We start from the raw sequence: 24069 nt of genomic DNA on the forward strand, positions 1-24069 counted from the left end.
ACGAGGCTGGGGAGCCCCGTTTCGTGGAGAAGACCTTGTTCCGCCCGGCGGCCTGTGCCAAGTGGCAGGATCATGCCCCGGATCGCCTTCTATGCCCCGCTGAAGCCGCCCGACCATCCCGTTCCCTCGGGCGACCGCGAGATGGCGCGGCTGCTGCTGGCTGCGCTGCAAGCGGCGGGTTTTACGACGCAGATCGCCTCGGGCCTGCGCACGCTGGACGCCGGCGGCAGCCGGGATTTCACGGCGGAGGCTGCGGCCGAGACCGCCTCGCTGCTCGCCGGCTACCGGGCGCATCCTGAAAGCCGGCCGGATCTGTGGTTCACCTATCATGTCTATTACAAGGCGCCCGACCTGATCGGCCCGGCCGTCAGCAAGGCGCTCGGCATTCCCTATGTCATCGCCGAGGGCTCGCGCGCACCCAAGCGGGCCGCCGGCCCCTGGGCCGTCAGCCACGCGCAGGCGGAGGCGGCACTCGATGCGGCCGACCTCATCCTAATTCCCAATCCCAAGGACCGCGAGATGCTGGAGGCATCGAGACCCGCGGGCCAGGTTCTTGTCGACCTGCCGCCCTTCATCGATGCTTCCAAATGGCCATTGCTGGAAGCGAGCAGGGGCGAGGGCGAGCATCGCCTGCTCACGGTCGCCATGATGCGAGAGGGCGACAAGCTCGCCTCCTATCGCATCCTGGCCGAGGCCCTCCACCTGATGCATACCTCGTCCTGGCGGCTGGACATCGTCGGCGATGGCCCGGGACGGCAAGAAGTCGAGACCGTATTTGCGCGCTTCGGCGATCGCATCCGCTTCCATGGCCTTATCGACGAGACCGCCGTGCTCGCCGGTCGGTATGCCAAGGCAGATATCCTGGCTTGGCCAGCCGTCAACGAAGCCTTCGGGATGGTCTTTCTGGAAGCGGCGCTGCAGGGTTGCCCCTCCGTTGCCGGGGACTACGGCGGTGTCGGCAGCGTCGTGATCGACGGCGAGACAGGCCTTCTCGCCCAGCCAGGCGATGCTCGCGATTTTGCCGCCGCGCTGGAGAGGCTCATAGGGGACGCGAGGCTCAGGAAGAGCCTGTCCGCAGGCGCCTCGCACTTTGCACGCGAGGAACGCTCTCTTGCAGGAGCGGCACGACTTTTGCGGGAAGCGCTTCCTGGGAGCGCGGACGTCTCGTCCGCTCTTGAAACGAGGCGGCATCAGGATGGTGCGCCGGACGCGTTCAAGGTAAAGCCGCAGGACAAGCAGGACCCTTGATGCCAGTGCCGCCCAATCCCCAATGCGATCGCTTCAAGAGCGGACGAGACGTCCGCGCTCCCGGCGTGTTCATCCTGGTCACCCACCTCCTCGGCGTCGGTCATCTCGCGCGTATGTGCGCGCTCGCGCGAGGCCTGGCCGCAAACGGACATCGCGTCACGTTGGCAAGCGGCGGTCGCCCGGCGCCGCTCATCGGCAAGGACGGCTTCGATTTCGTGCAACTGCCATCGGTGCATTGCGTCGGCGTCGACTTCCACACCTTGCTCGCCGTCGACGGGACGCCGATCAGCGATGAGGCGCGTCAGACACGCATCGACCAGATCCTCGCTGCGCTGGAGGCCTGCGACCCGGATGTGATTGTTACCGAAACCTACCCTTTCGGGCGTCGCCAACTCGCCGCCGAATTCCGGGCTCTGCTGGAGGCCGCGCGCCGGCGGGCGAGGCCGCCAGCCGTGCTCTCCTCCATCCGCGACATCCTCAATCCACCTGCGAAATCGAGCCGCGCCGCAGAGGCGGAGGAGGTGCTGGCGCGGTTCTACGACGGCGTGCTGGTGCATGGCGACAGCCTCGTCACCCCGCTATCCGCTTCATGGCCTGCGAGCAAGGCGCTCGAAAAGCTGCTGACCTATACCGGCTATATCGCCGACACCGGGCAGGGCCCGATCTCGCCGATCCCTTCGGACGACATCCTGGTTTCTGGCGGAGGCAGCGCCGCCAGCCTGCCGCTCTATCATGCGGCGATCGGAGCAGCCGATATGCTGGACCGACCCTATCCCTGGCGCATCCTGGTGGGCCATGGCGTCGCGGCAGGCGATTTCGAGGCGCTGGCAGCCAAGGCAGGACCAAAGGTCACGGTGGAACGCGCCCGCCCGGATTTCCCGGCCCTGCTGGCGGGTGCGGTCCTTTCAGTCAGTCAGGCCGGCTACAACACCATGATCGACCTCGGCCGCGCCGGCATACCGGCCGTTGTGGTGCCCTTCGAACAGGGCAAGGAAGCCGAACAGCGCCTGAGGGCCGAGCGTTTCCATGCTCTCGGTCTCGCGGGCATCGTGAGCGAGGCTGAGTTGACGCCGGAGCGCCTTGCCATGGAGGTGACCGCCACGCTTGACCGGCCGCGAGCAACCGTTGCCTTCCCCGGCATCGCGGGTGTCGCCAACAGCATGAAAGCCATCGAGGTCGCCGCCTTGCATGCCGAGGCCGAGGCTGCGGCCTGGGCGCGCCTGGACACAGTTCTTGCCGCCCGCGGAGAGATCCGCCTCTGGTGGCGTGATGACGATGCGATCGCCGCCACACCAGCGCTCGACCGCCTGCTCGACCTCGCCCGCCGTCATGACGTGCCCCTTGCCCTCGCCGTGATTCCGGCCGAGGCGACGCCGGCCCTCGCCGAAAGGCTGGCGTCGGAGCCGCTCGTCGATGTGCTCGTGCATGGCTACAGCCATGCCAGCCATGCGCCTGACGGCAGGAAGAAGCAGGAGCTCGGCTACCGTCCGCTTCCCGAAATGAAGGCCGAGCTGCAGCAGGCTCTCTCCCGATTGCAGGGCCTTTTCGGCCCACGCTGCCTGCCCGTGCTGGTGCCGCCCTGGAACCGTATCGATCCGGCGCTCGTGAAGGTTCTGCCAGCCTGTGGGTTCCGAGGTTTGTCCGTCTCCGGCGACGGCCCCGGCGAAGCGTGCGACGATCTTGCCGTCGCCAATATTCGCTTTGACCCGATCGACTGGAAAAACGGCGGCGGCCTGATCAACAGCCTCACCCTGCTGCGGCAGTTCACACAAATGCTGGAAGCCGGAGAACCCTTAGGCATACTTACCCATCATCTTGTGCATGATCCCTGGATCTGGGCATTCCTCGACAGACTTCTTGAAAAGCTCAAGCAGCATACCAATCTGCGCTTCATGCGGGCCGCTGAGTTGTTTGTATAAAATGCTGCAACGAAAAGAGGATACCTGCGTTAGATAGGTGTGGCGCCGATTTCATTGTGCGAATAGGCTGAGGTCCTCACAGCACCGGAAAACGGTCAGAGGGGACAGGTTGCGGAGCGGGAATGAGCAGTGAGCCCTTGCTGAGCGTGCGCGACCTCAGCGTTGACTTCCAGGGAGACGCGGGCGTCGTCCACGCGGTTAAAGGAGTCTGCTTCGACGTGTTCGAAGGCCAGACGCTTGCGGTTGTCGGCGAATCCGGCTCAGGGAAGTCGGTAAGCGCGCAGGCGATCATGGGCCTGCTCTCCAAGAAGGCCCGCGTCACAAGCGGCAGCTGCCTGTTCCGTGATCCCAAGACCGGCGTCACCACTGATCTCCTCAAGCTCGATGCCAACGGCCCACAGATGCGGGCCATCCGCGGCGGGCGCATCGCCATGATCTTCCAGGAGCCGATGACCTCGCTTTCGCCGGTGCACACCATCGGCGACCAGGTGAGCGAAGCGCTTGTCGTGCATACGGGCTGCTCGCGCCGCGAGGCGGAAGAGAAGGCGATGCTGCTCTTCCGGCGCGTCGAATTCCGCGATCCCGAGCGCATGCTGCGCACCTATCCCTTCGAACTCTCCGGCGGCATGCGCCAGCGCGCCATGATCGCCATGGCGATGATCTGCCACCCGGCACTGCTGATCGCGGACGAACCCACCACGGCGCTCGACGTCACCACCCAGGCGCAGATCCTCAGCCTGATCAGGGACGTCCAGGCCCAGAAGAAAATGGCGGTGATGTTCATCACCCATGATCTCGGCGTGGTCGCCAACATGGCCGACGATGTCGTGGTGATGTATCGCGGCGAGGTGATGGAACTCGGCGGACGCGAGACCATCTTCGAGGACCCGCATCACCCCTATCTCAAGGCGCTGATCCGCGCCGTGCCTCATTTCAACATGAAGCCGGGCGAGCGGCTGAAGCCCGTGCGTGAGATCGCCGTATCGATCCCAGGTTCCTGGAAATGCGAGACGCCCGCTCCCGCGGCCACTCCCGCACCCGTCCTGAAGGTCGACAACGTTTCCAAGAGCTTCATCCTTCGCTCCGGCATGTGGTCGGGCCGGGTCGAGAAGATCCAGGCCCTCAACAATGTTTCCCTTTCCCTCGACCGCGGCACCACGCTCGGGCTGGTGGGCGAATCCGGCTCGGGCAAGACCACGCTGTCGCGCATGATCATGCGGGCGCCAGGCAACCAGCCGGACGAGGGGCGAATCTGGTTCGACGATGGTACCGGCCCGCGCAACGTCTTCGAACTCAAGGACGAAGCCCTGAAGGCGTATCGCCGTTCCGTGCAGTTCGTCTTCCAGGATCCCTTTTCCAGCCTCAACCCCCGCATGACGATCTACGACATCCTGTCGGAACCGCTGCTCATCCATAATATCGGCACGCGCGATGAGCGGCATGAGCGGGTGAAGTCCCTGCTGGAACTGGTGGGACTGGAGCCCACCTATATGCGGCGCTACCCGCACTCCTTCTCGGGCGGCCAGCGCCAGCGCATCGGCCTTGCCCGTGCGCTCGCCCTCGAGCCGTCGGTGATCCTGTGCGATGAACCGACCTCCGCGCTCGACGTCTCCGTGCAGGCCCAGATCCTCAATCTCCTGAAGGACCTGCAGAAGGCCCTGGGTGTCTCCTACCTCTTCGTCTCGCACAACCTTGCGGTGATCGAATACATGGCGCGCGACATTGCGGTGATGTGCCGTGGCCATATCGTCGAGCAGGCCCCGCGCGAAGTACTGTTCCGTTCGCCCAAGCACCCCTATACCAAGGCATTGCTGCACGCGATCCCGGATGTCGACCTCGATCATCCGCTCGATTTCACCGCGTTGAAGGCGAGCGCCTCCTCCCATCCCGAACGCTGGCCGGCGCCCTTCACCATCGCGCCAGGCGAGCCACCGCCGCTGATGGTGGAAGTCGAGCCTCGGCATTTCGTGCGCATCAGCGCCGTCAATGCCGGTGTGCCGACGGGAGTGGCAGCATGATCTCCCGACGCACCCTTCTCGTCGCCGCTGCCGGCCTGTTCGCCACGCGGGCGCTCGCGGTCGAGTCGCCTCTCCTCGGCCCGCTGGTCGCTGCCGGCAAGCTGCCGCCTCAAGCCGACCGTCTGCCGAAGCAGCCTCTCGTCGCCGACATGCTGGAGCGCAAGCGTACGATCGGCCAATATGGCGGGGACATGCGCACCCTCGTCGCCAAGCCGAAGGACCTGCGCTACATCACCGTGATGGGCTACACACGCCTTGTCGGCTATGACGAGGATCTCAACCTAAAGCCCGACGTTCTCTTCGATGTCGTCGACGACGGCGACCGCTCCTTCACCTTCGTGCTGCGCGAAGGCCATCGCTGGTCCGATGGGGCGCCCTTCACCACCGATGATTTCCGCTTCTACTGGGAAGAGGTGGCGCTCAACGCCGACCTTACGCCCGCAGGGCCGCCCGCCTTCATGGTGGTCGATGGCGAGCCGCCGAAGGTGGAGATCCTCGACGCCACCCATATCCGCTACAGCTGGACGCGTCCCAACCCGCGCTTCCTGCCCTCGCTGGCCGGCCCGCGCCCGGAGTGGATCTATACGCCTGCTCACTACATGAAGCAGTTCCACAAGAAATATGGCGACATGTCCAAGCTGACGGGCATGGCCAAGGACCTCCAGATGAATTCCTGGGCGGCGCTCTACAATCAGCTCGACGATCCCTATGCCGCCAGCAATCCCGATATGCCTACGCTCGATCCCTGGTGGATAAGGACCAAGGCGCCGTCCCAGCAGTTCATCTTCGAGCGCAATCCCTATTTCCATCGCGTCGATCCGCAGGGCCAGCAACTACCCTATATCGACCGCATCGTGGCCAATGTCGCCGCCACCGGCCTGTTCGCCGCCAAGGCCAATGCTGGCGAGGTGGACCTGCTCTATCGCAGTCTCAACACCGGCGACATTCCCATGCTGAAGGGCGGCGAAGCCTGGCATAATTACCGCACGCTGGCCTGGCAGATTGCCAGGGGGTCGGCCTTCGCGCTCTATCCCAACCTCACCTGCAGCGATCCGGTTTGGCGAGCCCTCAACCGTGACGTGCGTTTCCGCCGTGCCCTGTCGCTCAGCATCGACCGCCACGTTCTCAACAACACGCTGTATTTCCGCAGGGGCATCGAGGGCAACAACACCATGATGCCGGAAAGCGCCCTGCATTCCGACGAGGACCGCAAGGCGTGGGCGACCTTCGACCCCAAGCTTGCCGGCGAGCTTCTCGACGAGGCCGGCCTCGGCAAGCGGGAAGGTTCGGGCACCCGCCTCCTGCCGGATGGGCGAGTGGCCGAATTGATCGTGGAAGTATCCGGCGAGGCGAGCGACATCATCGATGCCCTCGAGATCACCAGCGAGTTCTGGGCCGATGTCGGCATCAAGATGGTGATCAAGGCGGAGGATAGCGGTGCCCTCAACAAGCGAGCCTTTGCCGGACAGACGGTGATGGTGGCCAGCCAGGGCCTCGACAATGCCTATGCCACCGCGGTGATGGCCCCTACCGAACTGGCGCCTCTGAAGCAGGACAACATGGCCTGGCCGAAATGGGGCCAATATGCCGAGACGGCGGGCAAGGCTGGCGAGAAGGTCGACATGCCTGAGGCGCAGCAATTGCTCGACCTCTATGACCGATGGATGGACGCGTCCACCCTGAACGAGAAGACGAACGCCTGGCGCGATCTGCTGCGCATCCATGCAGACCAGCAATTCATCATCGGCACCGTGCAGGGCGCCCTGCAGCCGATCGTGGTGACCAAGACCATCCAGAACATTCCGAAGAAAGCGATCTTCTCCTGGGAGCCCACGGCCAATCTCGGCGCCTATCGCGTCGATGAATTCTACTATGAGCAGAAGACGGCGCAGGCCGACACGGCACCATGATTCGCTATGTGCTGCGCCGGGTGTTGACCATGGCGGTGACGCTCATCTTCATTTCGCTGCTGATCTTCATCGTGATCAAGCTGCCGCCTGGCGACTACATCACCAACCAGATCGACGAATTACGCGCTCAGGGCGAGACGGCCAGCATCGCCAAGGCTGAGCAGATGCGCGTGCAATACGGTCTCGACAAGCCCGTGCTCTATCAGTACGGCGCATGGATTGGCATTCTTCCAGGTCATGACGGCTACAGCGGCCTGTTGCAGGGAAAGTGCGGCTGGTCCTTCGAATATGGTCAACCGGTATGCACCGTGGTCGGGTCGGCCATCGGCCTGACCATATTGGTCAATATACTGGTGATCATTTTCATCCACCTCGTCTCGATCCCCATCGCCATCTATTCGGCGACGCACAAGAATTCAGTCGGGGCGCACGCGGTCACTTTCCTCGGCTACATCGGGCTGGCGACGCCAAGCTTCCTGCTGGCCCTCGCGTTGCTCTATTACCTCAATCGCTGGTTCGGCATTTCCATCGGCGGTCTCTACGATCCGAAATATGCCAATGAAGCGTGGTCCCTGAACAAGCTCGGCTCCTTGCTCAGCCATCTCGTCGTGCCGGTGGCGGTGATTGGTCTGGCCAGTACGGCCGGCATGATCCGGCGCCTGCGAGCAAACCTGCTCGACGAACTCTCCAAGCAATATACGGTCACAGCCAAGGCCAAGGGCCTGCCGCCCGGCAAGGCGCTGCTGAAATATCCCTTCCGCATCGCGATGAACCCGTTCGTCGCCGATATCGGCAATCTCCTGCCCAGCGTCGTCTCGGGTTCGGCCATCGTCTCGATCGTACTCAGCCTGCCGACCATCGGCCCCTATCTGGTGCAGGCCCTGAAGTCGCAGGACCAGTATCTGGCCGGATTTATCCTGCTCTTCGTCGCCTTCCTCACCGTGACAGGCATGTTCATCGCTGATCTCGCGCTCGCCGTGCTCGATCCGCGCATCCGCCTCGGTGGCGGCAAATAGGGTTGAAATGAGCGAGACCAGCACGCCCCATTACGTCAACCCGGCGCCGTTCGACCCGCATGTCGCCAAGCCGATGACCAAGGAAGAGGAGCGCTTCTACCGCGCCTCTTCCTTCAAGCTGATCTGGTGGAAGTTCAAGCAGAATCGCCTGGCGCTGGCCGCCGGCATCTTCTTGGCTCTCACCTATCTCAGCCTGCCCTTCGTCGAGGTGATCGCGCCCTATTCGCTGGCGCAGCGCAACAGCGACTATCTCTATTCACCGCCCCAGGAAGTGCACCTCTTTCATGATGGCAAGTTCGTCGGTCCCTTCGTCTATCCCCTGACCTTTTCCATCCGTGATATCGACGATCCGCTCTTCCCAGGCCTCTACCAGACCGACAGGACCAAGCCGCAGCCCGTGCGCTTCTTCTGCCAGGGCGATCGCTACAAGCTCTGGGGCCTGTTCTACAGTGATTTTCACCTGTTCTGCCCACCGGCGGGCGGCACTGCGTTCCTGCTCGGTACCGACAAGCTCGGGCGAGACATGCTCTCGCGCATCATCTATGGCGCCCGCATTTCGCTCACCGTCGGGCTCCTCGGCATCGCCGTCTCCTTCTCCATCGGCCTGACGCTCGGCGGCTTGGCGGGTTATGTCGGCGGTATCCTCGACAGCGCCATCATGCGCCTCATCGAGGTGCTGCGCTCCCTGCCCGAGCTGCCGCTCTGGCTGGCGCTCTCCGCGGCCATGCCGCCCAACTGGAGCCCGGTGATCGTCTTCCTCGGCATCACCGTCATTCTCGGCCTGCTCGACTGGCCGGGCCTTGCCATCGCCGTGCGCTCCAAGCTGAAATCGCTGCGCAACGAGGATTTCGTGCATGCGGCCGAGTTGATGGGCGCCTCGCGCCGGCGCATCATCGGGCGGCACCTGCTGCCCAACTTCATGAGCCACCTGATTGCCAGCGCCACGCTCTCGATCCCGGCGATGATTCTGGGCGAAACAGCACTCTCCTATCTCGGCCTCGGCCTGCGTCCGCCGGTGACGAGCTGGGGCGTGCTCCTGAACTCGGCCCAGAATCTCGGCTCGATCAGCCTCTATCCCTGGCTGCTGATGCCGATGATTCCCGTGATGCTGGTGGTGCTGGCCTTCAATTTTCTGGGCGATGGGCTCAGGGACGCGGCGGATCCCTATCACTGAGCGGGAGAGCGGGCTTCCAGTCCGCTCTTGGAAACCTCGGCTTTGCTTGTTAAGGGCAGTGGCTCCATGCTTACCCATTGGAACGCCCCGTTTCCAAGAGCGGACGAGGACGTCCGCGCTCCCGGCAGTACCTCATGACCTCCCCCCTCGCCTCCGAACTCCTCGCCCGTATCGACAACCGCCAGGCCGTGATCGGCATCATTGGCCTCGGCTATGTCGGCCTGCCGCTCGCCATCGCCATCTGCCGCGCTAATTTTCGCGTCCTCGGCTTCGACATCGACACGCGCCGGGTCGAGGCCCTCAACCGGGGCGACGGGCTGATCAGGCATATCCCGAACGAGCCCATCGTCGAGGCGATCGGCAAGGGACTGTTCGAGGCGACCGCCGATTTTGCGAGGCTGGGCGAGCCTGATGCCATCCTGATCTGCGTGCCGACGCCGCTGACGCGCCAGCGCGAGCCGGACATGTCCTTCGTGCTGAAGTCGACGGCCTCGGTCGCCACGACGCTCCGCCGCGGCCAGCTCGTCATTCTCGAATCCAGCACCTGGCCCGGCACTACCGAAGAACTGATGAAGCCTTTGCTCGAGAAGAGGGGCCTCGGCTCCGGCAAGGATTTCTTCCTTGCCTACTCGCCGGAACGCGAGGACCCAGGCAATCCCGTCTATGGCACGCAGAACATCCCCAAGGTGGTCGGTGGCGACGGGCCCGATGCGCTGGGCCTCGCTGCCAGGCTTTATGACGCCTTCGTCAGCCAGACCGTGCCGGTCTCCTCGCCCACCGCGGCCGAGGCCGTGAAACTCACCGAGAACATCTTCCGTTCGGTGAACATTGCCCTCGTGAATGAGCTCAAGGTCATTTATGACGCCATGGGCATCGATGTCTGGGAAATCATCGACGCCGCCAAGACCAAGCCCTTCGGCTACATGCCCTTCTACCCCGGCCCCGGGCTCGGCGGCCACTGCATCCCGATCGACCCGTTCTATCTCACCTGGAAGGCGCGGGAGTTCGACGTAACCACCCGCTTCATCGAGCTCGCCGGCCAGATCAACACGGCGATGCCCCGCCATGTCGTCGACCGCCTGGCGGAGGCGCTCGACCGTCGCTTCAGATGCGGGCTCAACGGCGCCCGCATCCTCGTCCTGGGCGTCGCCTACAAGAAAAATGTCGACGACACCCGCGAAAGCGCCTCCTTCAAGCTGATCGAGATCCTGGAAGAGCGCGGCGCCATCACCGATTTCCACGACCCCTATGTCGCCGAGATTCCGCGCACCCGCGAACACGCCGCCCTCGCCGGCCGTCGGTCCGTAGCGCTTACTCCCGAGAATTTAGCCGGCTACAACGCCGTACTCGTTGCAACGGACCATGACGGCATCGACTATGCGATGGTGGCCAAGGAAGCAAGACTCACCCTCGACACCCGCAACGCCTGCGCCAAGGCAGGAGCCGATATGACGAGGGTTGTGAAGGCTTGAGTTGAAAACTTCACATCCGCCATCTCGGGCCAAAGCCATCCAGCCGATTAGGAGAAGCGCTTTTTCGAGCAGATCATTACATCTGCCCCAAGAGGCGCGCGATTGCCTTGACAAGCTCATTCTGTCCTCCTAATTAAATGAGCAGGCACTCACTCAATATTTTCAACCCATGGCCCGCCCCCTCAGCGAAGCAAAACGTGAAGCGATCCTGGTATCTGCGACCAAGCTGGTTGCGGCGCTGGGCACCGCTGCGCCGACCGCGAAAATCGCGCAGGGCGCCGATATCGCCGAGGGCACGCTGTTCAAATATTTCGCCACCAAGGACGATCTGCTCAACGAGATCTACCTGACGCTTAAGGCCGATCTCGCAAGGACTCTCAATGAGGGTTTTCCGGCCCTCACAGACCTGCGGGAGCGGGGCTGGCATATCTGGAGCCGTTGGATCGACTGGGGTGCGAAATATCCGGACAAGCGCAAGGCCATGCGTCAGCTCGGCGTTTCCGAGCGCATCACCCCGGCGAGCCGGCAGGCCGGCATGGCTGCCTTTCTCGAGGTGAGCGAGACGCTCGAGCGTGCCATCGCGGCCGGGCCACTCCAAGGCCAGCCGCTCGCCTTTGTCGGGGCGCTGTTCGAATCCCTGACCGAGGCAACCGTCGAGTTCGTCGCGCGAGACCCCGAGCACGGCGAACGATACAAGCAGGCCGGCTTTCACATGCTGTGGAGCGGGCTGTCCAAATGACCCCCAGGCGTGACCTCATTTACGCCTTTAATGAGCGATTACGCACTCTCTAAATGGAAGGATGCAAGCAATGTCACAAGTCTGGCTGATTACAGGTGCGGCCCGCGGTCTCGGGCGTTCGATCGTCGAAGCGGCGCTGGCCGCCGGCAACAAGGTGGTGGCGACGGCGCGCGATCCCGACCGCCTCGCCGACCTCAAGGCTCAACACGGCGACAGCCTGCTCACCTTTGCACTCGATGTCACGGACGCCGAGGCCTCAGGCAAGGCCGTCCAGGTTGCCGTCACCGCCTTTGGCCGCCTCGACGTGCTCGTCAACAATGCCGGCTTCGGCAATATCGCGCCCTTCGAGCAGGCGAGCGCCGAGGATTTCAAGGCGCAGATCGACACCAATCTCTATGGCGTGGTGAACCTCACGCGTGCCGCCCTGCCGGTGATGCGCAAGCAGCGATCCGGCACCATCATCAACGTGTCCTCGGTGGGCGGACGCGTCGCCACGCCGGGCCTCAGCGCCTACCAGGCGGCGAAATGGGCCGTCGGTGGCTTTACCGAGGTGCTGGCACTGGAAGCGGCGCCCTTCGGCGTCAAGGTCATCGCGCTGGAGCCAGGCGGCATGCGCACCGATTGGGGCCACACCGCACATGGCAGCGTGCCGGAACTCCTGCCTGACTACCAGCCGAGCGTCGGCGGCATCTTGCAGCTGATGCAAGCTTATGCGGGCAATGAGATCGGCGATCCCGACAAGATCGCCAAGCTGGTGGTGAGCCTGCCCGGACGCGAGACCCTGCCGAACCATCTCGTGCTCGGCACCGATGCACTCTACGTCTTCGGCCAGGCGGAAGCGGTGCGCCAGAAAGCGGCGGCAGAATGGGCCGAGGTCAGCGCCTCGACCGATTTTGAGGGCAGCAATGTCACGGCGCTGTTGGAAAGCCTGCATCCATGAGTGCCTGGTCGATCCGGGATATCCCCGCCCAGAAGGGGCGTCGCGTGATGATCACCGGCGCCACCGCAGGCCTCGGCTACGAGGCCGCACTGGCGCTGGCTGGGGCGGGCGCCGACGTGCTGCTGACGGGGCGCAATCCCGCCAAGGGCCGGGCAGCGCTGGAGCGCATCCGCGCTCTCTATCCGGCCGCCATCATCCGCTATGAGGATCTCGACCTCTCCGAACTCGCCAAGGTCGAGGCCTTCACCGAGCGGCTTGCGGGTCAGCAGGAGGCGATCGACCTCCTCATCAACAATGCCGGCGTGATGACGCCGCCGTCGCGCTTCGAAACCAAGGACGGTTTCGAACTGCAGTTCGGCACCAATTATCTCAGCCATTTCGCGTTGACGGGACGTCTCCTGCCCCTGCTGCGGCGGGGCAACAGGGCTCGGGTGGTCAATCTGTCGAGCGGTGCCCACCGGCTGATGGCGGCGATCCATTTCGACGATCTGCAATGGCAGAAGAACTACAAGCCCTGGCAGGCCTACGCCCAGTCCAAGCTGGCCATGATCCTGTTCGCCTTCGAGCTGGAGCGGCGCAGCGAAGCCAGTGGTTGGGGCCTGATGAGCAATGCCGCCCATCCCGGCTATGCCGTCACGGGCCTGCAGACCAGCGGTCCCCAGATGGGTCGGAACGGCAGGCCGCATCCCATTCAGTTCGTCAGCCGGTTGATGCAGCCTCTGATGTCGCAATCAGCCGCCGATGGCGCGCTGCCGACCCTGTTCGCCGCCACCTCGCCCGATGCCAAGCCGGGCGGCTACTATGGCCCGCAGAACATGTTCGAGTTGAAAGGACCGGTCGGCGAGGCCAGAATAGGCAAGGAAGCACAGGACAGGGCCCTGGCCGCCCGTCTATGGTCCCTCTCGGAAAAACTCACAGGTGTGATATGGCCGACCCGTCAAGCGAGCTTCGTCTAACCGACCCGGGCACGTCCCGTGCCGATTTCAGCCGCTTCTTCCGCGCCTGGGTCTCGAACCCCCGGCGCGTCGCCGCCGTCGCGCCGTCCAGCGACGCCCTCGCTCGCGTGATCACCCGAGAGGTGACGCCGGACATGGGTCCCGTGCTGGAGCTCGGCCCCGGCACCGGTGTCTTCACCCGCGCCTTGCTGGCGCGCGGCGTCAAGGAGAGCGACCTTACCCTGATCGAGTTCGGCCGGGACTTCGCCCACGTATTGGAGGTACGCTATCCGCAGGCCCGCGTCCTCTCGATGGACGCTGCGCATCTGGCCAGGGAAGCGATCTTCGACGGCCGGCCCGTGGGTGCCGCAGTGAGCGGCCTGCCCCTCTTGATCATGCCGCCCAAGCAGGCGGAAGACATCGTCGCGGGCGTGTTTCACTATATGCGCCCGGGCGGCGCGCTCTACCAATTCACCTACGGACCGCGCTGCCCGGTGCCGCGCGCGACGCTCGACCGCCTCGGCCTGAAAGCGGTGAGGATCGGCGGCGCGCTGTGGAATATCCCACCGGCCGGCGTCTATCGCATCACGCGCAAGGATGGCAATTGAGGCGCAAGGCGGGTGGCGCTCCTGGGACCGCAGGCGCCTCGCATGCTTGCAGATTTCGCCGGACGCAAGACCTCCTCACGCTGCGGCGGCAGCAGGCTGTGTGCCGCCGCCCGGGATCAGCACGGTCTGCGTGCCGTCGGCGAATGGAATGCCGGCCTCCTTCAGCGCGGCCTCGATGCGCCTGAAGGCCTGGGCGCGCACGTCGAACTGCTTGCCCGGCGCGGTCTGGAACTTGCACCGGAAGATCTTCACGCCGGGGTCGATGCGGTAAAGTTTCGTCTTGAGCGGCTCGCGCATCAGGGGGCCGACGTCGGGGTCGGCCTTCATGGCTTCGCCGACCTTCTTGACGATCTTCCGTATCTGCTCGGAATCGACATTGACCGGCAGTGGCAGGTTGAACTTCTCGATCACCCAGTCGCGCGAATTGTTGCGCACCGTGCCGAGGGAGCCATAGGGCACGAAATGCAGCGGCCCGTTATGGTGGCGCAGCGCCACCGTGCGTAGGGTGATGCGCTCCACCGTGCCCTTCGTTGTGGTGCCGCTCTCGATATATTCGCCGATGCGGAAGACATCCTCGACGAGATAGAAGATGCCGGCGATGACGTCGCGCACCAGCGCCTGGGCACCGAAACCCAGCGCCAGGCCAAAGACGCCGGCGCCGGCCAGGAGCGGCGTAATCTCGATGCCGAGTGTCCACAGGGCCGAGAGCACGAGCAGCACCAGGAAGACGATGGCGCTGGTCATGCGCATCAGCGGCAGCAGCGTGAGCAGGCGGGCATTGGGGCCGGCCTCGCCATGCGGATCGAAGGGGCCGATGGCGCGCAGGCGGCGGTCGATCAGCTCGCGCACGGCGATCCAGCCGATATTGGTGGCGAGCGCCAGGCCCGCGACGCCGAGCAGATGCAGCACGAAGCGCATCAGGGGATTGTCGTTGTTCATCGCCATGTCGGTCAGCGGCGCGCCCAGTGCGAGGACGGCAGCACCGATGCCGAGGATCACCACCGCATAGCGCGAGAGCGAAAGCACGATATTGGGCACGAGCCCGGCACCCGACGTGCCCTCGGTGGGTAGCACCTCCTCCGGCCAGAAGAAGAACACCCAGTCGCGCAACTGCGTCTGGATCGCCGCGACGATAGCCGTGATGGCGAAGAGCGAGGCGGCCCTGGAGCCTGCGGCCAGCCAGACGCCGTAAATGCCGAGAACCAGCGCCGTTGCCAGGAAGGCATAGGGAAAGCGTGGCGGCGTGCGCCCACTGGCCTTGGCCCGGGCGTGGCCGTGGCGATGGCCCGAGAGCACGGCGGCCAATACGATCAGGGCGAGCAGGGTGGTGGCAAGGACGCGAAGGGCGGAAGCGGCATGCGGTGCACCGGCGCTGCGTTCCAGGAGATCGAAAATGAAATAGGAGAGCGCGATCAGGAAGACCATGCCGACCGTGGCGGCAACGAAACGGCCAGCATGGCCAGGTTCGATTGCGGCCAGGCGCAATTGCGGATTGCCAGGCGAGGCGATGGTGTTCGCGCACAGCCAGGCGAAACGCACGATCATCGTAAGCAGGATCGAGGCGATGACGAACCCGTCGAAGCCCGATGGCCAGTTGAAATAGGCGGCCGCGCCGACGATGCCGACGACGAAGAGGGCGAGCCCGAAGAAGCGCATACCGAAACGCCGCATCGCCAGGCGGAAACCCTGGCGGGGGTTGGCCACGGGCGCCGACTCCACCGCGCGCACCACCGGAGAGGCATAGGTCCAGTAGAGCCACTCCGCGCCAGCCCCGACAATGACGAGGATGAGGCCATAGGTGATGGTGAGAATGCCATTGCCGGTGGGCATGGCGGTGGAGGCATCGCTCATCAGGCGCATGAGTTCGCCCGGCGCCTCGAAGATATCGGCGGCCAGGCCCGACAGCCGGTGCTTGGCCGCCACAAGGATGCCACCGATCAACCCGGAGACCTGCGCCTCCGCGCTTTCCGAGGCCGATGCGGCCTGAACGCCGGCGGATTGGGCGAGCGCGGCCTGCGTCAGGCCGGCAAGCAGGACCATGGAGGCGGCGACAATCTCGGCAGGCTTTCTCATGGCGCACCTTCGGCGGTGGCGACAGGCGGCAGGACCGGCTTCCATTCTTCCGGATTGCGCGAAGCGGAGGCGTCGGCATAGGCCGGGCGCAGCCGCGTGACCTCGACCGGCGCGCCTGTGAGGCGTGCCTGGCAGGCGAGGCGCTGCCCCGGTCTCGCATGGATGCGATGAAGCGTGGCCGCTTCGTCTCCCTTGATCGACGTCAGCCCCTGGGCGCCGCTGTCGACCTCGATCAGGCAGGTACCGCAACGCGCCCGACCCGAACAGACATGGGCATGCGGAACATGGTTGAGCAGGCTGACTTCCAGCACCGAGAGCCCGCGCTTGCCGGAGGCCGAAACGCCGCCATCATAGAGCACCGGCACGGGCTGGGCCCTGGTGCGCAGGGCCCTCATGATGAAAGTCGCGAAGGCGAGAAGAGTCAGGATCGAATAACCCAGCAGCATCCCGTTCCTGATGCTGTCGATCTCGGCCTTGGAAGCGGTGATGAGCGCCATGTTGTCGGCGATCTTCGCCTGCCATTCGCCGTTGCCGGCGAGGCGGACCATCACATCCTTGCCGCCCTGTGCAAAGCCGAGCAGCGCGGCGATCGGCACCAGGAAGAAGAGAGGCGTCACCAGCGGCCCGATCCGCCGCCACGCCGGCCGCAGGACCAGCCAGGTATAGAGGCCTATGGCACCATGCACCCATACGGCCACCACCCCCAGCACCTGGAGCAAGGCGTTGGTGGGCATATATTTCCAGAAGATCGCGAAGAGCAGGCCGTAATCGGGCTGGAACTGGCTGTTGAGGGTCTTGAAAACTCCCACCAGCGCGAGGTGGTTTATGAGGAGCGGCACCGTTGCGACACCGAGCAGCAGTTGCACCCAGTCGGTGCGCGAGAGCGCGAAGCTGCGACGTGAGGCGATGGTGAGGAGGCCGAGAACGGCGTGAATCAGCATCGATCCCGCCAGCAACACGGTGCCCGGCAGGGTGCGCCAGGGCGCCAGCAGGACGGCCCGGGCCTGGTTCATTGCCTCGATCGAATCAAGGGCAAGGGCGAGATTGATCAGGTGCCCCAGGGCGAAAACCAGAAGCACCAGGCCGCCGAGAAGACGCAGTCGACGCACGAAGGGTGGGAGAAGCATGGAAGAGCCGCCCGCTTGGAACCGGTTCACCCTATACGCAAGGACCGAACCTTCAGTTCACAATCGTACCTTTGCCGTCGCACGCCTGCAAATTGCATGACGCAGATGTGATGCTGGCAGCGCGGACGTCCCGTCCGCTCTTGAACCGCTGCACAATGAGGAAAAGGCGCTGGCGTATTTAATGCTGCAGCCTTTCTTGCAAGCTTCCCGGTTCAAGAGCGGACGAGGACGTTCTCGCTCCCAGGCGATACAGGAAATACCGCTCATGGGGCACCTCCACGGGTAGGTTCAATGGCACCAATTCCGGATGGCACAGGGCCAGGCCGCTGGCGACGATGCCACCCTCCCGCAGGAGGCTGGCGGCGAGAGGCGGCAGCCAGCGGGCGGTCTCGGCGTCGACATCGGGGTAGTTGGTCTCGATGTCGGCATGCACGAGTGCGGCACCGATGCCGGCGAAGCGGGCGGCTGTCTCGCTGATTTCGCCGATGACCAGATCCTCCCCCGGCGGGATCGAACTCTCATGGGCGCCGAGCGCACGATCGAAGGCGATGACACGCCGGCGGGGGAGCTTCTCCCGCAGATGGTGGAAGGTGCGGCCATTGCCGAGGCCGAGCTCGATCACCGGGCCCGGCAGGTCAACCAGCAGCGTGCAGACATGATCGAGCACGTCGCGCTGGGCCGTCACCCGCCGGATGAAGCTGTCGAGGCGGCTCATGCTTCCTTCCCCGCCAATATGGCATCGAACCTTTCTGCGAGAACGGCAATGCCGGCCTCGAAGGAAAAGGCTTCGCTCACGCGCCGGCGCGCGCCATTGCCGAGTTTCCGCCGCAAGGCAGGATCCCCGATCAGGGTCGCAAGGGCTTGCGACAGCGCGGCTGGATCCTGTGGAGGCACCAGCAGGCCCTCCTCGCCCTCGCGCACAAATTCCGGCACGCCGGCAAAGCGGGTGGAGGCGATGGGCAAAGCCTGCGTCGCCGCCTCCATGATGACATTGGGCAGGCCGTCGCGATCCCCGGCTTCACCCTCCTTGCAAGGCAGCACGAAAATGTCGGCGGCGCGCAAGGCCGCAATGACCTCGTCCTGCGCCAGCGCCCCGCGCCAGGTGATGCGGTCGGCAAGCCCCAGCCGCTCGGCCTCGGCCTTCAGGGCAGCGCGCAATTCGCCCGTGCCGATATGGCTGAGCCGCCAATGGAGGCCGGCGGGCAGCTCCGCCAGGGCGTCGAGCAGATCGTCGAAGCCCTTCTTTGCCACCGCCCGCCCGACGGTGACGAGTTGCACCGGATCGTCGCCGTTGCGGCCATCGCGAGCCGGCCGATCACGCGGCGGCTCGGGAAAACGGGCGAGGTCGAGGCCGTGATAGAGGAGGCTGACCCGATCGGGGTCCGACGGAGGCGCCAGCTTCCGGAGGATATCGACGCCGGCGCGCGTGCAGGTGACGCCCCATGAACTGTCGGCGATCTTCTCACGCTTTTCCCAGTCCGTCGTGGTCCAGATATCCTTGGCATGGGCCGAGAAGCTGAAGGTTCGCCCGGTCAGCAGCGCCGCATAGCGCACCACCGAGGCGGGCGTGTGCAGATAATGCACGTGGATATGTCCTATGGCCGGATCGAGCTCGCGCGCCATCACCAGGGCCTGGCCGAGACGGCGACCGCGATTGGCGCTGAAATCGCGGCTGAGATCGCGCAGGAACAGGCCCAGCAACCTGAAGAGACGAGGCCGGGCAAGGGCAGTGAGCGCTCCGGCCAGGACTCGCCCCGGCGCCTGGTAGAGATATTCCGGCAGGTAGACGGCCCTGGCCTTGATCTGCTTGTTCAGCAGGTGCACCGCTCCATCGGTCGGATGGCGTAGCGACCAGATCTCGATCGCGAAGCCCGCCTTCTCCAGCGCCAGGATCTCCTGGGCGATGAAGGTCTCGGACAGGCGCGGATAGCCCTTGACGACCACGGCAATGGGGGATCGGACAGGCGCCATGGATGGGTTCAGCGCACGCCGGTCATTTGGAGGCGACGCGATCCAGCTGGACGGCGTTCATCCTGGCGTCGAACCATGGCGTCGTCAGCTTCTCGATGCGGTCGAGCCCCTCCAGGAGATGAGGCAGGAAGGCCTTCGAAGGCAGCGGCTGCTCGGGCAGATGGCGGATCGCCCGCGCCATCGCCATGGCATCGCGCTTGGCGCCAGGATTGAGATTGTCGCCGTCGAGCATGCTGACGAGGCCTATGCGAGCGGCCTGCTCGGCCCGGATCGACTGTTCGCGCCGGGGCGTCGTGCGCGGCACGATGAGCGCGCGCTTGTCGAGCGACAGGATCTCGCAGAAGGTGTTGTAGCCGCCCATCGAGACGATGCCCTGCGCCTTCATCATCAGGTGCTCGATCTTGGCGTCGAAGGTGATGGCATCGACATTGGGCAGCCGCGCGATGCGATCCATGAAGGGCCCGCGCCGGTCTCGCGCCACGAAGGGTCCGAAGACCAGCAGCGCCGGCGTCGGGATGCCCGGATCCTGCTCGTAGGCCGACAGCACCCAGTCGATCAGTTCATGCCCGTCGCCGCCGCCGCCGGTGGTAACCAGGATGAACGGGCCCTTGGTGAGCCGGGGATAGCGCATCAGCTGGGGCAGAGGGGGCAGCTCGCGACGCAGGAAGCCGGTATAGACGATGCGACGCCGCACATGCTCCGGCAGGTCGAGACCAGCCAGCGGTTCGTAGATCTCGCGCAGGCCATAGACCCAGATGTCGTCATAATAGCGGACCAGCGCATCCACGGCGCCCTTGCGCTCCCATTCCTCGGCGAGGACGGTGGGCTCGTCCATCACGTCGCGCACGCCCAGCACGATTCGGGCGCCGCCTTTGCGCAATTCCTCGAGTGCCGGCAGCAATTCGCCGCGGAAGCCCGTCGGTTCCTTGTCGACGATGACGAGGTCCGGCCTCAGCGTGCGCGCCGTCTGCAGGATGATCCCCTCGCGCATTGCCACCGCTTCGTCGAGCGGCATGTTGAGGCTGAGGGTGGTGTAGTCGCCATTGGCGTGCTTCACCACGCCCGGCACGCGCACATAATCGACGCCGTCACCGAATTCGAAGCTCCCGATGATAGGCGAGCCCGAGATGATGACGATCGAGGCGTCCGGATGGCCTTCGACCAGGCGGTTGGCAATGGCACGCGACCGCCTGAGATGGCCCAGGCCAAAAGTATCGTGGCTGTAGATCATCACGCGCGGGCCAGAAAAGGCGCGTTGCGCGCGGCGGGAGCTTCCCCCCGGCCCGGGCTGATGCAACATATCTATAAGCCCCCCGCGCCTGGTAGGATGCTCTTCATGCAAAAATCCGAAGTCTTGTCCGACACTTAGGCCGAGGTTTCCGCATCAAGTAAGGTGGGCCAGCCGCGGCAAGCCAGCACCACTCGCAGATATCATATCCACACGATTGCCTAGCCACAACGGGGGATGCGCCGATAGTTGCGACTCTGATATCAAGGTCCCTTGATGATTTCGTGACCCTTGCCCGCGTTGACGTGCGGGCCTCGAATTCCTACTTCAACGGAAATAACCATAGGCGTCGCACGTTGGACCCTAGTCTGTTCCGATATATCTGGCGGCATTCTCGCGGTGAGCAGATTTTTCTGCTGCTGGTGATTCTGGTCTCGCTTCCCTTCAATTGGATCGCGCTGGAAATCCCCAAGCGCATCGTGAACGATGCCATTCAGGGCGACGCGTTCAAGGTCGCAGGTCAAGCCATGAGCTTGATCGACTGGACGGCCTACCTGCCCGATTATCTCGGCGGCGGGCGCTGGAAGATCCTGGTGGAGCATGGCGCAACCAGTCATGCAAACCAGACCGCGCGCCTGTTCGCATGGTCGATTTCGCTGCCGAGCTATCTGGGCGGCTACACCTGGAAGATTTTCGACGGCATCGAATTCACGCGCCTGCCATACCTCATCGCGCTGAGCTGCTGGTTCCTCGTGATGGTGCTGATCAACGGCGCCTTCAAATACGTCATCAATATCCGCAAGGGTATCCTGGGCGAACGCATGCTGCGGCGCATGCGCTTCGATCTCTTCGCCATCCTGATGCGTTTTCGCCCCGAGGACATCGCACCGCTGAAGCCGGCCGAGGTCGCCGGCATGATCAAGGACGAGGTCGACCCGATCGGTGGCTTCATCGGCGATGCCTTCATCCAGCCCGTCTTCCTGCTGAGTCAGGCCGGTACCGCGTTGGTGTTCATCCTGGTTCAAAGCCCGAGCATGGGGCTGGCGGCTCTCGCCGTCGTGCTGGTGCAGGCCATCGTCATCCCCTATCTGAGGCGGGAACAGATTCGCCTGGGGCGCATGCGGCAGCTCGCCTCGCGCCAGCTCGCCGGACGCATTGGCGAGGCCGTCGAGACGGCCCCTGCCCTGCATACCTTCGGCGCCACGCGCTATGTCGAGGCTGACATAGGAGACCGGCTGGGTGGGCTCTATCAGATCCGCACCACCCTGTTCAAACGCAAATTCGCGGTCAAGTTCCTCAACAACCTGCTGGCCCAGATCACGCCCTTCATGTTCTTCGCCGTGGGTGGCTATTTCGCGCTTGCCGGCAGCGTTAACATCGGCCAGCTCGTGGCCGTCATCAACGCCTACAAGGATCTGCCGCCGCCTATCAACGACCTGATCCTTTGGGATCAGCAGCGCCAGGACGTGCAGGTCAAGTATGAGCAGGTCTCGGCCCAGTTCTCACCCGATCGGCTGCTGCCCGATTTCGAGCCGGCCCACAAGCAGGACCTGCCGCCGTCGGATGCCCCGATCCAGCTCACTTCGGTGAGCGTGCAGGATGCGCGCGGCGTGCCGCTGCTCGACCGGCTGTCGCTGCAGCTCGAGCGGCCGAGCCATGTCGCGCTCACCGGCGCTGTCGGTACCGGGCGCGACATCCTCGCGCGCATCATCGGCCGCCAATATCTGGCCTATCAGGGCAGCGTGAAGATCGGCGAGGCCGAGATTTCGACCTTCTCCGACGTGGAGCTCAGCCAGATCCTGAGCTTCGTCGGATCGGACAGCCATCTCTCACCGGGCTCGATCCGCGACAATATCCTGTTCGCCGCCAAGCGCCGGCCGCCCTCGCTCGGGGATATCTCGGTGCTGGTGTCCGACAACGAGCAATACCGCGCCTTCGTGGAATCGCGTCGCTCCGGCAATCCGCTGGTCACCGCCAATGCCGACTGGATCGATTACCGTGCGCTGGGCGTCGAGGGGCCGGACCAGGTCTATGAGGCCTTGCACCGCGCCCTCGAGGTTGCCGGCGCCCTGCCAGACATCAACCGCTTCGGCGTGCGCGGGCGTTTCGACGACAGCTATGGCGACGAGTTCCTCGAACTCTTCGTGCATGCCCGCCATGTGGTGCGCGAGCGCCTGGCCGAGAAGGGCATGTCGCACCTCGTCGATTCCTTCGACCCGCGGCTTTACAACGCCGGCGCCTCCGTCGGCGAGAACCTGCTGTTCGGCGTGCCCAAGGGCAAGAGGCTGCGCATGGATACGCTTCAGCGCGACATCTTCGTGCGCTCCATCCTGGAGGCCGAGGCGCTGATGGAGCCCCTGATCGACCTTGGCCTCCACATGGCCGAGATGGCGGTGGAGACCTTTGCCGGCCTGCCGCCCGAACACCCGGTGTTCGAGCGCTATTCCGCCATCCGTCCCGAGGATCTGCCGCGTTTCCAGGAGATCGTCGACTCCGTCCATGCCCGTGGCACGACGCGGGCCCTCTCGGCCTCGGCGCGCACCCGCCTGCTCGGCGCCGGACTCGCCTATATCGAGCCTCGGCACCGCCTCGGCCTGGTGGACGAAGCCTTTTCCAGGCGAGTGCTGCGCGCGCGCCAGAGCTTCCGCGACCACCTGCCATCGCATTATTCCGACGAGATCGAGTTCTATGATCCCGATCGCTACATGCGGGCCGCCCCGGTCGGCGACAACATCCTGTTCGGCCGCATCTCCTATGGCATCGCCAATGCTCCGGAGCGCGTCTATGCTGTGGCGCGTGGCGTGGTCAAGGAACTCGATCTCGAAAGGCACATCCTCGCGCTGGGCATGGAGTTCGAAGTCGGCAAGGGCGGCTGGCAGTTGCAGCCGGCCCAGCGTGCCCGCGTCGCCATCGCCCGCGCCCTGATCGCCAATCCGCAGATCCTGGTGATGGAGAACGCCTTCCTTGCCTTCACGCCAGCCGAGGCGGAGGGGCTGCTCGCCAGCATCCGCCAGGCCATGAAGGGCCGCACGCTGATCGCCACCCTGGCCGAGAGCGAGGAAGCGGAGGGTTTTGACCGGATCGTTCAGTTCGAAGGTGCAAGAATCGTTAGCCGGGATGTTGTAGAGCTTGCGCGGAGTGCCTAGATAATGCTTCAGTGAGTCTGGATTTCGCCTTGATCGCTCAACGATCGGTTGTTGGGTTGGGAGTGTGGCCTTGGATCTGGATCTGGAAGTCAAGACCATCAGGAATGCACCGATCTTCACGGGCATCGACCCCTGCAAGATGCGCCTGCTGGCCTGCATGAGCGAGCAGATCACCTTTGAGAAGGGTGACTATCTCTTCCGCTGCGGTGAAATTCCCGACGCTGCCTATGTGATCCTCAAGGGCGAAGTCGAGTTCATGGCGCAGACGGGCGAAGGCATGAGCGTCATCGGCCAGGATGGCCCCGGCGCCATGATCGGCGAGGTCGCGATCCTGTGCGACGCCAAACGCTTCACGTCGGCCCGCGCCCTCACCCCGCTTTCGGTAATGCGCATCAACAAGGACTGCCTGTTGCGCATGATCCAGGACAGCCCGCAATTCTCGCTGTCCATCGCCAAGGAACTCGCCCGCCGCGTCATGCAGGTGGCAATGCATGAAGGCATCCACGCTCAGTGAGGGCGACTGGAAAGCTTGCGTCGACGCATGA

General features: G+C 64.5%; 18 protein-coding genes. 13 read left to right on the forward strand and 5 right to left on the reverse strand.

Annotated features, from left to right (window positions below):
- The first annotated feature begins 72 nt into the window (after positions 1-72).
- The 11 genes from ACMDCR_RS31280 to ACMDCR_RS31330 all read left to right on the forward strand — a co-directional run bounded on the left by ACMDCR_RS31280 (position 73) and on the right by ACMDCR_RS31330 (position 13979).
- Complete coding sequence (locus ACMDCR_RS31280; protein ID WP_413990353.1) at positions 73-1248, forward strand: glycosyltransferase family 4 protein; 1176 nt, start codon at positions 73-75, stop codon at positions 1246-1248.
- On the forward strand, positions 1248-3167 hold the full coding sequence (locus tag ACMDCR_RS31285; RefSeq protein WP_413990354.1) for a glycosyltransferase: 1920 nt from the start codon (positions 1248-1250) through the stop codon (positions 3165-3167). The genes ACMDCR_RS31280 and ACMDCR_RS31285 overlap by 1 nt, the downstream gene beginning before the upstream one ends.
- A gap of 122 nt (positions 3168-3289) precedes the next feature.
- On the forward strand, positions 3290-5185 hold the full coding sequence (locus ACMDCR_RS31290; protein ID WP_413990355.1) for a dipeptide ABC transporter ATP-binding protein: 1896 nt from the start codon (positions 3290-3292) through the stop codon (positions 5183-5185).
- Complete coding sequence (locus ACMDCR_RS31295; RefSeq protein ID WP_413990356.1) at positions 5182-7095, forward strand: ABC transporter substrate-binding protein; 1914 nt, start codon at positions 5182-5184, stop codon at positions 7093-7095. The genes ACMDCR_RS31290 and ACMDCR_RS31295 overlap by 4 nt, the downstream gene beginning before the upstream one ends.
- Positions 7092-8111 (forward strand): ABC transporter permease, encoded by a 1020-nt coding sequence (locus ACMDCR_RS31300; RefSeq protein WP_413990357.1) that lies wholly within the window; start codon positions 7092-7094, stop codon positions 8109-8111. The genes ACMDCR_RS31295 and ACMDCR_RS31300 overlap by 4 nt, the downstream gene beginning before the upstream one ends.
- Before the next feature lie 7 nt (positions 8112-8118).
- Positions 8119-9285 carry an ABC transporter permease gene (locus ACMDCR_RS31305; RefSeq protein ID WP_413990358.1) on the forward strand — a complete coding sequence of 389 codons (1167 nt, stop codon included), beginning with the start codon at positions 8119-8121 and terminating at the stop codon, positions 9283-9285.
- A gap of 134 nt (positions 9286-9419) precedes the next feature.
- Positions 9420-10757, forward strand: coding sequence for a nucleotide sugar dehydrogenase (locus ACMDCR_RS31310; RefSeq protein WP_413990359.1), 1338 nt, complete (start codon positions 9420-9422; stop codon positions 10755-10757).
- Positions 10758-10926: 169 nt separating this feature from the next.
- Positions 10927-11496, forward strand: a complete 570-nt coding sequence (locus ACMDCR_RS31315; RefSeq protein WP_413990360.1) for a TetR/AcrR family transcriptional regulator — start codon at positions 10927-10929, stop codon at positions 11494-11496.
- Positions 11497-11566: 70 nt separating this feature from the next.
- Positions 11567-12436 (forward strand): SDR family NAD(P)-dependent oxidoreductase, encoded by an 870-nt coding sequence (locus ACMDCR_RS31320; protein ID WP_413990361.1) that lies wholly within the window; start codon positions 11567-11569, stop codon positions 12434-12436.
- Entirely contained in the window at positions 12433-13392 is a 960-nt protein-coding gene (locus tag ACMDCR_RS31325; protein ID WP_413990362.1) for an SDR family oxidoreductase, read from the forward strand. The genes ACMDCR_RS31320 and ACMDCR_RS31325 overlap by 4 nt, the downstream gene beginning before the upstream one ends.
- Positions 13362-13979, forward strand: a complete 618-nt coding sequence (locus ACMDCR_RS31330) for a class I SAM-dependent methyltransferase (RefSeq protein WP_413990363.1) — start codon at positions 13362-13364, stop codon at positions 13977-13979. The genes ACMDCR_RS31325 and ACMDCR_RS31330 overlap by 31 nt, the downstream gene beginning before the upstream one ends.
- 75 nt (positions 13980-14054) lie before the next feature.
- Here the strand turns inward: ACMDCR_RS31330 and ACMDCR_RS31335 are convergent, their stop codons facing one another.
- From ACMDCR_RS31335 to ACMDCR_RS31355, 5 genes are all read right to left on the reverse strand, one after another.
- Positions 14055-16052, reverse strand: a complete 1998-nt coding sequence (locus ACMDCR_RS31335) for a mechanosensitive ion channel family protein (RefSeq protein ID WP_413990364.1) — start codon at positions 16050-16052, stop codon at positions 14055-14057.
- Positions 16049-17179 carry a 2Fe-2S iron-sulfur cluster-binding protein gene (locus tag ACMDCR_RS31340; RefSeq protein ID WP_413990365.1) on the reverse strand — a complete coding sequence of 377 codons (1131 nt, stop codon included), beginning with the start codon at positions 17177-17179 and terminating at the stop codon, positions 16049-16051. The genes ACMDCR_RS31335 and ACMDCR_RS31340 overlap by 4 nt, the downstream gene beginning before the upstream one ends.
- Before the next feature lie 178 nt (positions 17180-17357).
- Positions 17358-17894: a class I SAM-dependent methyltransferase gene (locus ACMDCR_RS31345; RefSeq protein WP_413990366.1), complete on the reverse strand. Its 537-nt coding sequence runs from the start codon at positions 17892-17894 to the stop codon at positions 17358-17360.
- The gene (locus ACMDCR_RS31350) at positions 17891-19150 is read right to left on the reverse strand and encodes a glycosyltransferase family 4 protein (RefSeq protein WP_413990367.1); all 1260 of its coding nucleotides are present in this window, start codon (positions 19148-19150) and stop codon (positions 17891-17893) included. The genes ACMDCR_RS31345 and ACMDCR_RS31350 overlap by 4 nt, the downstream gene beginning before the upstream one ends.
- A 22-nt stretch (positions 19151-19172) precedes the next feature.
- Positions 19173-20450, reverse strand: a complete 1278-nt coding sequence (locus ACMDCR_RS31355; RefSeq protein WP_413990368.1) for a glycosyltransferase family protein — start codon at positions 20448-20450, stop codon at positions 19173-19175.
- A 284-nt stretch (positions 20451-20734) separates the two neighbouring features.
- On the opposite strand from ACMDCR_RS31355, the gene ACMDCR_RS31360 reads away from it, so the two are divergent.
- Positions 20735-23524 carry an ABC transporter transmembrane domain-containing protein gene (locus tag ACMDCR_RS31360; RefSeq protein ID WP_413990369.1) on the forward strand — a complete coding sequence of 930 codons (2790 nt, stop codon included), beginning with the start codon at positions 20735-20737 and terminating at the stop codon, positions 23522-23524.
- A gap of 70 nt (positions 23525-23594) precedes the next feature.
- Entirely contained in the window at positions 23595-24038 is a 444-nt protein-coding gene (locus ACMDCR_RS31365; RefSeq protein WP_413990370.1) for a cyclic nucleotide-binding domain-containing protein, read from the forward strand.
- Positions 24039-24069 lie beyond the last annotated feature (31 nt).

Origin of the sequence: Labrys okinawensis (assembly GCF_047345005.1) — a bacterium.
In the GTDB taxonomy this organism is placed as follows: Bacteria; Pseudomonadota; Alphaproteobacteria; order Rhizobiales; family Labraceae; genus Labrys; species Labrys okinawensis.